At 60.1% G+C, this 12,604-nt stretch carries 7 protein-coding genes; 3 read left to right on the forward strand and 4 right to left on the reverse strand.

What is annotated here, in order from left to right; all coding sequences use genetic code 11:
- Nucleotides 1–155 precede the first annotated feature (155 nt).
- Nucleotides 156–4,934, forward strand: coding sequence for an NAD-glutamate dehydrogenase (locus AB8B33_RS22225; protein WP_439016903.1), 4,779 nt, complete (start codon nt 156–158; stop codon nt 4,932–4,934).
- Nucleotides 4,931–6,349, forward strand: a complete 1,419-nt coding sequence (locus AB8B33_RS22230; protein ID WP_439016904.1) for an MFS transporter — start codon at nt 4,931–4,933, stop codon at nt 6,347–6,349. Before AB8B33_RS22225 ends, AB8B33_RS22230 begins: the two co-directional genes overlap by 4 nt.
- Before the next feature lie 45 nt (nt 6,350–6,394).
- On the opposite strand, the gene purH is transcribed toward AB8B33_RS22230, so the two are convergent.
- From purH to htpX, 4 genes are all read right to left on the reverse strand, one after another.
- The gene (gene purH, locus AB8B33_RS22235; RefSeq protein ID WP_310389750.1) at nt 6,395–8,011 is read right to left on the reverse strand and encodes a bifunctional phosphoribosylaminoimidazolecarboxamide formyltransferase/IMP cyclohydrolase; all 1,617 of its coding nucleotides are present in this window, start codon (nt 8,009–8,011) and stop codon (nt 6,395–6,397) included.
- A 92-nt stretch (nt 8,012–8,103) separates the two neighbouring features.
- Nucleotides 8,104–9,771, reverse strand: a complete 1,668-nt coding sequence (locus AB8B33_RS22240) for a heparinase II/III family protein (RefSeq protein WP_310389752.1) — start codon at nt 9,769–9,771, stop codon at nt 8,104–8,106.
- 102 nt (nt 9,772–9,873) lie between these two features.
- Entirely contained in the window at nt 9,874–11,265 is a 1,392-nt protein-coding gene (locus tag AB8B33_RS22245) for an RsmB/NOP family class I SAM-dependent RNA methyltransferase (RefSeq protein WP_439016905.1), read from the reverse strand.
- Nucleotides 11,256–12,218: a zinc metalloprotease HtpX gene (gene htpX, locus AB8B33_RS22250; RefSeq protein WP_439016906.1), complete on the reverse strand. Its 963-nt coding sequence runs from the start codon at nt 12,216–12,218 to the stop codon at nt 11,256–11,258. Before htpX ends, AB8B33_RS22245 begins: the two co-directional genes overlap by 10 nt.
- Before the next feature lie 110 nt (nt 12,219–12,328).
- Between htpX and AB8B33_RS22255 the strand changes: the two genes are divergently transcribed.
- Nucleotides 12,329–12,553 carry a DUF1674 domain-containing protein gene (locus AB8B33_RS22255; RefSeq protein ID WP_310389758.1) on the forward strand — a complete coding sequence of 75 codons (225 nt, stop codon included), beginning with the start codon at nt 12,329–12,331 and terminating at the stop codon, nt 12,551–12,553.
- Nucleotides 12,554–12,604 lie beyond the last annotated feature (51 nt).

Raw genomic sequence — 12,604 nt, forward strand, 5'->3', positions numbered from 1 at the left:
CGTCGATAGGCATAAAACGACCTAAAAGCTTTCGAAATCTCTCGCCAGCATAGCCAAAAAAGCACGAAAACTACTTTTCGAAGCGCTCTTTTAAGGATTCTTTCGAAGAACCTTCTGCTACCTTGCCCACATCAAAACAATCGGGGGGATGATCCATGGCCACCAGAAACAATCCAAAACGGGAAAAGCAGATCGAGAGCGCGCGCAAAATCGCGGCCGCGACCGGCGAACCCCATCTCGATCCCGAAATTCTCTTCGGCCGTGCCAGCGGCGACGACCTCGAACTCTACACGCCGGAAATGCTTGCGCTTTCCTCCGTACACTCGGCAGCCGAGCTCGGCGCCTGGAACGGCAAGGTGCCGCGCGTCAGCATCGACACGGTCGCCGATGTCACGCCCGATGGCGTTGCAATCTCCATTCTTTCGGTGACGGATCACAATAAGCCCTTCCTCTACGAATCCGTCATGGGTGAGGTGACCAGCACCTACCGCGACATCTACATGGCAGTTCATCCGATCCTGATCCTGGAAGACGGCAAGGCTCCGGAACTCTATTCCGCCGATGTGCCGAGCGACCCGGCAAAGCGGGTGAGCCACATCCAGCTTCACATTTCGCCTCTGAGCCCCTCCCAGGCCGCCGACCTGATCAAGCGGATCAAGGCAGTACTCGAGCAGGTAGAGCTTGCCGTTTCCGACTGGAAGCCGATGCTTGCCCGCGTCGATGAAGTGATTTCAGAGCTTTCGAATTACAACGCCAGCCGCAAGAAAGCCGACCGTGACGAGGCGATCGCCTTCCTGACCTGGCTGCGTGACGAGAACTTCACCTTCCTCGGCATGCGCGACTACGTCTATTCCGGCAAGGGTCCCGATTCCAAGGTCGAACGCGACAAGGGAACAGGCCTCGGCATTCTCTCCAATCCCGAGGTTCTTGTTCTGCGCACCGGTAAGGACGCCGTGACGACGACGCCGGAAATTCTCGCCTTCCTCGATGGTCCCGATTTCCTGATCGTCACCAAAGCCAACGTGAAATCCATTGTCCATCGCCGCGCCTACATGGATTATGTCGGCGTCAAGCGCTTCGACGCACAGGGCAACGTAACGGGGGAACTCCGCATCGTTGGCCTGTTCACCTCGACAGCCTATACGTCCTCGGCCACCGAAATCCCGCTACTGCGGTCCAAAATCGAGAAGGTGAAGGAGCATTTCGGCTTCGACCCGATGAGCCACTCCGGCCGTATGCTCGACAATACGCTGGAATCCTATCCGCGCGACGACCTCTTCCAGATCGATACGCCGCTGCTCGCGACCTTTGCAGAGCAGATCAATGACCTCGCCGATCGCCCGCGCGTGCGGGTGCTGCCGCGCATCGACCATTTCGACCGTTTCGTCTCGGTCATCATCTTCGTGCCGCGCGAGGAATATGACTCGATCGTGCGCGAACGCATCGGCGCCTATCTGAAAACCGTCTATGACGGCCGTGTTTCCGCCTATTATCCGGCCTTCCCGGAAGGTGGAGTGGCTCGCGTTCACTTCATCATCGGCCGCTCGGGCGGTAAGACGCCACGCATCCATCAGGCCAAGCTCGAGGAGACGATCCGCCAGATCACCGCGCGCTGGGACAGCCGCTTCGAGATGCTCGCCGGTCCCAAGGCGCCGAAGCTCGGCGTCAGCAACGCCTTCCAGGAAGCCTTCACGCCGGATGAAGCGGTCGGCGATCTGCCCGACATCGCCGCATGCGCCGCCGGCGAGCCGATCCGCATCGAATTCTACTATCGCCAGGACGATGAACGCGGCCGCATCCTGTCGCTGAAGATCTTCCATAGCGGCGAACAGCTGCCGCTGTCGCGCCGCGTGCCTCTACTCGAAAACCTCGGCTTCAACGTCCTGAGCGAACGGACCTTCGATATCGAAGTTCCGGCCGCCGACAGCGCCATCAACATTGTCGTGCTGCACGACATGGAACTCGAGGCTCGCAGCGGTGCGGACATTGACCTCGCACGTTTTGGCGCACCGCTCGAAGAAGCCTTCGTCGCAGCCTTCAGTGACACGATCGACAATGACAGCTTCAACCGGCTGATCCTGTCGGCCGGTCTCTCGGCCCGCGAGGTTAGTGTGCTGCGCGCCTATGCGCGCTATCTGCGCCAGGCCGGCATCGCCTATTCGCAGGATTATATCGCAACCACCCTCGACAAATATCCTGTTATCGCCGCTTCGATCTTCCGCCTGTTCCACGACACGCTCGATACGAAGCTGTCGGAAAAGGCGCGTATCAAGAAGCTCGCCGAACTGCATCAGGCAATCGAAGCCGAGCTTGCCGACGTGCCGAGCCTGGATGACGACCGTATCCTGCGCCGCTATGTCAATATCGTCGATGCAACGCTGCGCACCAATTATTTCCAGCGCAATGCCGATGGGACACCGAAGGCGATGCTCGCCTTCAAGCTCGACCCGCATCTGGTCGACGGCCTGCCGGAACCGAAGCCTTTCCGTGAAATCTTCGTGTATGGCGTGGAAGTGGAAGGCGTGCATCTGCGCTTCGGCCGCGTTGCCCGTGGCGGCCTGCGCTGGTCGGACCGCGCCGAGGACTATCGTACCGAAGTTCTGGGCCTCGTGAAGGCGCAGCAGGTCAAGAATGCTGTGATCGTGCCTGTCGGTGCCAAGGGCGGTTTCTATCCCAAGAAACTGCCGATCGGCGGCAGCCGCGATGAGGTCTTCAATGCAGGCAGGGAAGCCTACAAAACCTATATCCGTACGCTGCTTTCCATCACTGACAATATCTCCGGCGCCGACATCGTCCCGCCTGATAACACGGTGCGTCTCGATGGCGATGACCCCTATTTCGTCGTCGCTGCCGACAAGGGCACGGCAACCTTTTCCGACACCGCCAATGCCCTTGCTCAGGAAGCGGGCTTCTGGCTGGACGACGCCTTCGCTTCGGGTGGTTCGGCCGGTTACGATCACAAGAAAATGGGCATCACCGCACGCGGCGCGTGGGAAACCGTGAAGCGTCATTTCCGCGAAATGGACATCGGTATCCAGACGACACCTTTCACAGTTTCCGGCGTCGGCGACATGTCCGGTGACGTTTTCGGCAATGGCATGCTGCTCTCGCCGAAGATCCGGCTAGTCGCCGCTTTCGATCATCGCGACATCGTCATCGACCCCGACCCTGATATGGAAAAGACGCTCGCAGAGCGCCAGCGCTTGTTCAACCTACCGCGCTCAAGCTGGCAGGACTTCGACAAGTCCGTGCTCTCGAAAGGCGCCATGATCATTTCGCGCTCGGCAAAGTCGGTTACGCTGACGCCGGAGGCCGTAGCCGCAATCGGCATCGACAAGGCGGTCGCCACGCCCTTCGAGATCATGACGGCGATCCTGAAGAGCCCGGTCGACCTGCTCTGGTTTGGCGGCATCGGCACCTACGTGAAGGCCGCGTCGGAAACCGATGCGGAAGTGGGCGACCGCGCCAACGATCCGATCCGCATCACGGCCGACGAAGTGCGCGCCAAGGTAATCGGCGAAGGCGCCAATCTCGGCGTCACGCAGAAGGGCCGCATTGCCTATGGCCTGAAGGGCGGACGCAGCAATTCCGATGCTATCGACAACTCTGCCGGCGTTAACACGTCGGACGTCGAGGTCAATATCAAGATCGCGCTGGCAAACGCCATGCATGAACAGCGCCTCAACCGGGCAAAGCGCGACCAGCTTCTCGGCAGCATGACCGATGAAGTGGCCGGCCTCGTGCTGCGCAACAACTACCTGCAGTCCCTGGCGATCTCACTGACATCCCGCAAAGGAACGGCAAACGGCCTGGAACTCGGCCGCTTCATGAGCGTGCTGGAAGCAGCCGGCCAACTGAACCGTAAGGTCGAGACGCTTCCCGACGACGCCTCGCTGTCCGAACGTTACACGGCCGGACGGCCACTGACGCGCCCCGAGATCGGCGTGCTGCTCTCCTATGCCAAGATCGTCCTCTTCGACGCGCTGATCGCCAGTGAGTTACCTGATGACCCTTATTTCATCAGCACGCTATTCAACTACTTCCCGGCCAAGATGCAGAAGTCTAACGCATCCGACATCGACACCCACCGGCTGAAGCGGGAAATCGTCGCGACCGTCCTCGCAAATGAGGCGATCAACCGCGGCGGGCCGGGCTTTACGGTGAGCATGATGGATGCCACAGCGGCCTCTGCCTCTGAGGTCGTACGCGCCGCGATCGTCGCCCGTGACGGCTTTGATCTCAACCGGCTATGGGCCGAAACCGATGCCCTGGACAACAAGGTTTCCGGCGAGGTCCAGAACCGGATTTACGAGGAGATCACCAATAACTTCACCGTGCTGACACGTCTGCTGCTGAAGACCGGCATGACCCGAGGCGGGATGGCGGAAATCATTAGCCGGCTGCAGGCTACTCTGAAAAAACTTAAACCCGCCTTTGCCGAGCAGGCAGCAGCCGAAGTCTCAGCGCGCCAGCAGGAGTACCAGCAGGCCGGCCTGCCGGAAAAACTGGCCGCCGAAATTGCAGCTCTACCGACCCTCGCCCTCGTGCCGGAAATCATGCAGATCGCCGAACGGACCGGCGAGGCGCTCCCGCGTGCGGCCGAAAACTATTTTGCCGTCACCCAGACCTTCCGTGTCGGCCGGCTGCTTGCTGCGGGGAACCGCATCATTACGTCGGACCACTATGAAAACCTCGCGCTTGCCCGCAGCATCGACCAGATCGCCAGCGCCCGTCGCGATATCGTGATCTCCGCACTTTCAGATCACGGCAAGGAAAAGCAGCCGGTCCAGGCCTGGCATGCGCAGGACAGGATCCGCATCAACCGCATCGTCGAGGAGCTTGCGAGCCTCAGCGACGGTGCCGATCCGAACCTCGCCCGCATCACTGTTGCCGCAGGCATCCTGACCGACCTTGCGCGCGACCGGGCGAGATGAGACAGTCCGCCCCAAAAAGGAGCGGACGCTTGAATCGCATTGACTGGACAGGAACGCAGCCGCCGAAAGCCACGGAGAAGGGCATATGGGGCTGGATGCTCTTCGATTGGGCAGCCCAGCCTTTCTTCACCGTGGTCACCACCTTCATTTTCGGCCCCTACTTCGTCTCGCGGCTGACGGCCGATCCCGTCTCCGCGCAGACGATGTGGAGCAATATGGCGACGATCTCCTCGATCATCATCGCCATCCTGTCTCCCATACTAGGCTCCATTGCCGACCAGTCCGGCGCACGCAAACCCTGGATCGCCTTCTTCGCTGTGATCAAGATCGTCAGCCTCTGCTGCCTCTGGTTTGCTGCCCCGGGCTCGCCAATTATCTATCCCGTCATCTTCATGATCCTTGCCTCGATTTCGGCGGAGTTTTCGATCGTATTCAACGATTCCATGATGCCGCGCCTTGTCGGCAAGGATGAGGTTGGCAGGCTTTCCAACACCGCCTGGGGTCTTGGTTATCTCGGCGGTATGATCGTGCTGATCGCCGTCGTGGCACTGCTGGCCGGCAGCCCCGAAAGCGGCAAGACCATTCTGGGCCTCGATCCGCTTTTCGGTCTCGATCCTCATACGGGCGAGGATGCGCGCGTCACCGGTCCGATTTCGGCCGTCTGGTATCTGATCTTCATCCTGCCGATGTTTTTCTTCACACCGGATGCCCGCAAGGGACTGCCTTTCGGCTTTGCCGTGCGTTTCGGCCTCAGGGAATTGCGCAATACGCTCGGCGAACTGAAGACGCGCCGCAATATCCTGACCTTCCTTATCGCCCGCATGATCTATCAGGATGGCGTCAACGGCCTGCTGATCCTTGGCGGCGCCTTCGCGGCGGGCATGTTCGGCTGGGCCACGATCGAGATCGGCATCTACGGGATCATTCTCAATGTCGTGGCAATCCTCGGCTGCCTGATTGCCGGACGCGTCGACAGGGGGATCGGCTCGAAGGTGACTGTTATCATCAGCCTCACCATGCTGTTGCTGGCCACGATCGGCATTATTTCCACCGGCCCCGGCTACACTTTCTTCGGACTGATGCCGCTTTCGACCGCCGACGGCGGTGGACTTTTCGGCACGATGGCAGAAAAAGCCTATATCCTCTATGGCCTGTTGATCGGTCTTGCCTTTGGCCCGGTGCAGGCCTCATCGCGCTCCTATCTGGCGCGCAGCGTCAGCCTCGAAGAAGCGGGCCGTTATTTCGGCATCTATGCGCTGTCCGGCCGCGCCACGAGCTTCATGGCAACGCTGTTGTTTTCGATTGTGACCTATTTGACCGGATCGGCGCATCTCGGCATGTCGACGCTGATCCTGTTCCTGGCCGGAGGCCTGGTGCTGCTGATCCGCACGCCCTATCCGGCGGATCGCGCCTGACATATTCCCCCGGCCGCAAAGCCGGGGGCATATCCGTTGCTCCGCTTAATGGCGGAAATGGCGCATGCCGGTAAAGACCATCGCGACATTGTGCTCGTTTGCCGCATCGATGACTTCCTGATCGCGCATAGAACCGCCCGGCTGGATCACGGCGGTGGCGCCAGCAGCAATCATCGACAGTAAGCCATCGGCGAAGGGCAGGAAGGCCTCGGAGGCGACTGCCGAACCATGTGTCATCGGAACGGCGAGACCAAGCGCCTTGGCCGCTTCCTCAGCTTTGAGCGCAGCGATGCGGGCGGAATCGACACGGCTCATCTGGCCGGCGCCTATACCTGCGGTCTGGCCGTCCTTGGCATAGACCACGGCATTCGACTTCACATGCTTGCCGACCTTGAAGGCGAACTTCATGTCTTCGAGTTCCTGAGCCGTGGGCGCGCGTTTAGTGACCACCTTCAGTTCCAGATCCTCGACCATGCCGTTGTCGCGGCTCTGGACGAGCAGGCCGCCGGAAACGGTCTTGGCAGTGATGCCGGCCGCACGCGCGTCCGGCAGGCCGCCGGCTGAAAGCAGGCGCAGGTTCGGCTTGCGTGCCACGATTGCCTTGGCTTCTTCGGTGACGTCAGGCGCAATGATGACCTCGGTGAAGAGCTGGATGATTTCTTCGGCCGTCGCCGCATCGAGCGTCTGGTTCAATGCGATGATACCGCCGAAAGCCGAGACGGAATCGCAGGCAAGCGCCCGCTTATAGGCCTCGAGAAGTGTTGAACCGGTTGCGACACCGCAGGGATTGGCGTGCTTGATGATGGCGCAGGCCGGCGACTTCTCCGGCAGGAACTCGGCCACGAGTTCGTAGGCTGCATCGGTATCGTTGATATTGTTGTAGGAAAGTTGCTTACCCTGCAGGAGGACGGCTGTCGAAACGCCCGGGCGCTTTTCGCCCGTCACGTAGAAGGCGGCCTTCTGGTGCGGGTTTTCACCGTAGCGCATCTCTTCCTTCAGCACGCCGCCAATGGTGCGATGACGCGGCGTATCGATCGAAAGCGCTTCAGCAAACCAGTTGGAGATGGCAGCGTCATAGGCGGCAGTACGGGCATAGGCTTTGGCCGCCATGCGCTGGCGGAAGGCATAGGCTGTCTTGCCGGCATCGGCCGACAGTTGCTCGGCCAGCTCGGCATAGTCGGCCGGGTCGGTGATGACGGTGACATAGGCATGGTTCTTAGCGGAAGCACGGATCATTGCCGGGCCACCGATATCGATATTCTCGACCGTCGTCGGATAGTCACCGCCGGCCGCACGAACATCCTCAAAGGGATAGAGATTGACGACCAGCAGGTCGATGCCGTCGATCCCATGGGCCTTCATGGCTTCCTGATGCTCGACATCGTCACGGATCGCCAGCAGGCCGCCATGCACCTTGGGATGCAGGGTCTTCACGCGGCCATCCATGATTTCCGGAAACTGCGTCACTTCGGAAACGTCGGTCACCGCAAGTCCTTCGGCCGCGATCGCCTTGTAAGTGCCGCCGGTCGACAGCAGGCGCACGCCACGCGCCGAAAGCGCACGGGCAAGTTCGATGATACCGGTCTTGTCGAAGACAGAGAGCAGCGCGGTCTTGACTTCGACCTTGTCGGGGGCGGGGATTTTCTTGGAAATGACGGCCATGAACCTTCTCCGTTCGGGCTTCGGGAGACATCCGGGCAAGGGACGCTTGATGGGGCCGCGTTACCACAGCTTGGAGCCGGCGCAAACAGCTGCTAGCCCTTGCGCGATAAAAACCAGCGAATTTCAGGTTTCTCCGCCAAATCGAAATCGATCTCGATCTGGTCCGAGCTGCTGATACCGGCGCTGTCAGCAAAGAAAATATCTTCCGAGATCAGCACTTCATTGCCGGGAGAGGAAAACAACCAGCTTTCGCCATCCGGCGCCGTCAGCAGCACGGATTCCGTATCGTTCTGCCTAGGCACGATGGCGGGATGGATGTGGAAGCGGGCAACCGCCCGCAGCGGACCTTCACTGTGATACCGGTCGTCCGTCACAAAACGGTCCATGCCGGTCACAATGGAGCCAGCGGCGTTCAGCGTCAGCTCCCGCTCATGGATGACGCCAAAAGCATCGAGATAGCCGTCATGCCTCGCCTTGATGCCTTCACGGCCATCCTCGGTCTCCACGCGCTCGGCGGCAACCGTTTCCACCGGCTCCGTCATCATATGGGCCAGAAAAGCCGAGGGAGAGAACCGACTAGAGGACGTATCGTTCAGGACCACGGTGGAATGGGCAGCCGTGGTGCGGGCCATCTGGACATAGCGTTGGCCTGCGAATTTCGGCGATCCCGAGTTGACGATGAAGCGGTAGCGGCCTGAGGACATTTCGAAGGAGAGACTGCCTGCATGGGCTGTTCTGAAGCAGGCGGGCGAGGGTGGTCCGGTATCGGCAATGATCACCGTCTTGCCGGCGGCAAGTCGCTGATAGCGGGAATGCGGTAGCGCTTTGAACGGCTGGCCTGCAGTCTCGTCGTAGCGCAGCACGGACATCAGCTCGTCTGCCAGCGTGGATGTCGCACCGTTGAAGAGCGCCAGATCTCCATCCTGATGGCGGAAGAAGCGCAGGGCAGGGTACATGCGGTCAATACCGGAGATCAGCTTCTGTGGCAGATCGTGGCCGAGATTGACATAGGTCTGCCGCAGCGGCAGCAGATCGAGCAGCAGCTCAAGCCCGACGCGTGGATTGCGGGAGATATGGCCTCCGTCAGGCAGAATCTGGCTGTCGAATTCGCGGTCGAGCGCCTGGGCCGCCCGCCGCACTGTCGAGGCACGCACTGGCATAGCGACAGAGGCCGTCGCGAGCGCGATGCGCAAGCGGAAGCGGACTTCACCAGTCGAATAGGGCGCCATGCGGCGCAAATAACCGATATGAAAGGCGAGCGACTTCATGAAGCGGCGATAAAAACCGCGATCGGCATTCTGCAGGACGACCGGAGAATGCGCCAGCCAGGCAATGACACGCTGCGAGACGACGTCGGTCTCCCAGGCGATCCCTTCAATACGACCCCCGTGAATAGAGAGCCAACTATCGACGATCACACGGGCAACGGCCGAACCGCGCTCGCTCTTATTGGCCCGCATATGCCGCAGCCAGCCGAAGCTATGAAGCCTGACCGCAAAAGCGCGTGACGGAAGCGTCAACGTGAAGGGGGATTTGCCGCCGGTTTCCAACATACGCCCGGCAAGCGGAAACCGGCCGTCCATGATTTCTTCGGCAACGTGTGAATCGACGCCTCTCAGATCCGTCGGCGCGACGATCAGGCGTTCCGGCACCGGTATGGCATGGCGGAAGAAACGCAAGCGCAGAAGTGCGGCACGGCGCGTACCGCGCCGCCAAGCTTCCCGAACATACATGCTCGCAAGACGCCGACCGGACTGCATATCAATTGTCTATTGCCCCTCGTGGTTAAGAATAGATGAATCAAAACCGATTTCATTAGCCACGATGTATTATTTTGTGATGAAGTTGGAATATAATAGAACTTAGACGCGTCTGAGCACCGCAGCGTAGAAGCCATCGAGGCCCGATGCAAAACCATCAGGCATATCCAGCATTGTAGGAAGTGTGCGGAACTCGCCCAGTGGTGTAATCGCCTGGCTCATACCGGGCCATTTTTCGGTGTCGATCGGCACCCGTTCAACGACCTTCACATCTTCGAGAACGCGCGCCACGACCTCCTCGCCTTCCTGCGGATCGAGCGAGCAGTTGGAAAAGACGAGCACGCCGCCAGGGTTCAGCAGGGTAATAGCATGGCGCAGAAGACGCTCCTGCAGTGCTGCGAGCTTGGTGATATCCTCGGCGCCTTTCGTCCAGAGCACGTCGGGATGCCGGCGCGTCGTACCTGTCGAAGAGCAGGGCGCGTCGAGAAGAATCGCGTCGAAACGCTCCGACGGTTCGAATTTCGTAAGATCCACCGCGATCGTATCGGCTTCGAGGCCCAGCCGCTCCAGATTGGAGCGTAAGCGCTTCAGCCGATTTTCGGACTGGTCGATCGCCGTCACCTTGCCACCGGCAAGGATGAGCTGTGCGGTCTTGCCGCCCGGCGCAGCGCAGAGATCGGCAACACGCTTGCCGGTGAGATCACCGAAGAGCTTCGCGGGAATGCTCGCAGCCGCATCCTGAACCCACCATTCACCCTCGTCAAAGCCGGCAAGCAAGGGAATACCGCCTTCAAAAGCGGAAAGTCGCACGCCGCCAGTGGGTAGCACCGTGCCGTTCAGGCGCTCCGCCCAGCCTGCGGCATCGGATTTAACGGTAAGATCGATCGCCGCCGGCTCAAGCTGGGATTCCGAAATGGCAAGTGCCCGCTCTTTCCCGTAGGCTTTCGCAAGCCGCGCGATGAACCACGCCGGCATTGGCGGAATGTCAGCGATCTCGGCAAGGATATGCTCCTTCTCACGGCTAAGACGGCGCAGGATCGCATTGACGAGCTTGGCGAAACGCCGATTGCGAGGATCCTGATTGGCCTGTTCGACCGAAAGGTCGACGGCGGAGTGATCGGGAACGTCGAGATAGAGAATCTGCGCAGCTCCAACGGCAAGCACATGATGCAAAGCTCGGGCACCTTCCGGCAACGGCGTTTCGAGCAGCGAGGCAATGGCGGCATCGATGCGAGGCAGATGCCTAAGGGTGGTGTTGAGGATGGCGCGCACCAGAGCACGATCGCTTTCCCCGAGCGCCTTGTAGGCCGGATTTCCATGCTCGTGATCCAGCGCGCCATCGAGCGGCAGTTTTTTGTCGACGACGGCGGCAAGGATTTTTGCGGCTGCAGCACGCGCCGGCAGGCCGGGTTTTATCGGCGCCTGCGCTGAGCGTTCTGGGGAAGGTTTATGTTTGTGAACTGGCTTCTTCTTGCCGTCTGAATTCAAGACCACGGACCCTTTGGCGGTTGCGAGCCACCGCCGCCGGAACCCGTATTCGGAACCGAGCGCGATTTGCGTGTCGGATTAGCAGCACGAACCGGCCGCGTCGAGACGTCGAAACCTCCCCGTGCCATTTCCTGTAGGGCCGCAATACGATTTTCGGTGTTCGGATGGGTCGAAAACAGGTTGTCCATGCGCTCGCCGGAGAGCGGATTGATGATGAACATATGCGCAGTGGCCGGGTTGCGTTCAGCGTCGTAGTTCGGCACTTGCGCCGCACCGCGGGCAATCTTGCCGAGCGCGGAGGCCAACCACAGCGGGTTGCCGCAGATTTCAGCACCCCGCCTGTCGGCCGAATATTCGCGCGTGCGGCTGATTGCCATTTGCACCAGCATGGCGGCAAGCGGTGCAACGATCATCGCGACGAGCACGCCGACGAAGCCCAGGGGATTGTTGTTGTTCTCGCGGTTGCCGCCAAAGAAGAAGGCGAAATTGCCGAGCATCGAGATCGCACCGGCAAGCGTGGCGGTGATCGTCATGGTCAGCGTATCGCGGTTCTGGACGTGGGCAAGCTCATGCGCCATCACGCCCGCAACTTCTTCTGGCGAGAGGGCGGCAAGCAGGCCGGTCGAGGCCGCGACGGCAGCGTTCTCCGGATTGCGCCCGGTCGCAAAGGCATTCGGCTGAGGGCTGTCGTAGAGATAGACCTTCGGCATCGGCAGGCCCGCATTATGGGCGAGATCGCGCACGATACGGTAAAATTCCGGGGCGTTGCGCTCATCGACCTCCTGCGCCCGATAGGCCGATAATACCATCCGGTCGGCATTCCAGTAGGAGAAGAAATTCATGCCGGCAGCGATGAGAAAGGCGATCATCATGCCGCCTCTGCCGCCGATCAAAAAGCCGACAAACATGAAAAGCGCCGTCATGAAGGCAAGCAACATGGCAGTACGCACGAGGTTCATCAGAGGTCTCCATCTCCTTGATTGCAGCGCGATGCTTTAAATCCTGGCGCCAACGCACTATGATTTGGTTATTCGCCAGCCATTTTCAATATTTTCAGGCGGGAGTCAGCATGCAGACGGCCGATAACGATAATGTGGAAACCCCGGTGCCAGAGGGCTCCGAGCCGCCGCGCAAGATGCTTTCCCCTGCCGCAAAGCGTGCGTTGGCCGAAGCCGAGGAGCGCCGCAAAAACGCTAGGCTTGCCGATCTGCCACCGGAGATCGGCGGACGGGGCGGAGCTGAGCCCTCCCGCTTCGGCGACTATGAAATCAACGGCCGTGCGATCGATTTCTAGGTAAATATTCCCATTGACTTCAGGACATAATCGGAATTTATTCCTGTTATG

The organism is Rhizobium sp. 768_B6_N1_8 (assembly GCF_051811225.1).
In the GTDB taxonomy this organism is placed as follows: Bacteria; Pseudomonadota; Alphaproteobacteria; order Rhizobiales; family Rhizobiaceae; genus Rhizobium.

Excerpts from the sequence above, each read along its gene's own strand:
- AB8B33_RS22230 (WP_439016904.1), top strand. The coding sequence starts at position 4,931 with ATGAGACAGTCCGCCCCAAAAAGGAGCGGACGCTTGAATCGCATTGAC.
- AB8B33_RS22240 (WP_310389752.1), bottom strand. The coding sequence starts at position 9,771 with ATGCAGTCCGGTCGGCGTCTTGCGAGCATGTATGTTCGGGAAGCTTGG.
- htpX (WP_439016906.1), bottom strand. The coding sequence starts at position 12,218 with ATGAACCTCGTGCGTACTGCCATGTTGCTTGCCTTCATGACGGCGCTT.
- AB8B33_RS22255 (WP_310389758.1), top strand. The coding sequence starts at position 12,329 with ATGCAGACGGCCGATAACGATAATGTGGAAACCCCGGTGCCAGAGGGC.
- purH (WP_310389750.1), bottom strand. The coding sequence starts at position 8,011 with ATGGCCGTCATTTCCAAGAAAATCCCCGCCCCCGACAAGGTCGAAGTC.
- AB8B33_RS22225 (WP_439016903.1), top strand. The coding sequence starts at position 156 with ATGGCCACCAGAAACAATCCAAAACGGGAAAAGCAGATCGAGAGCGCG.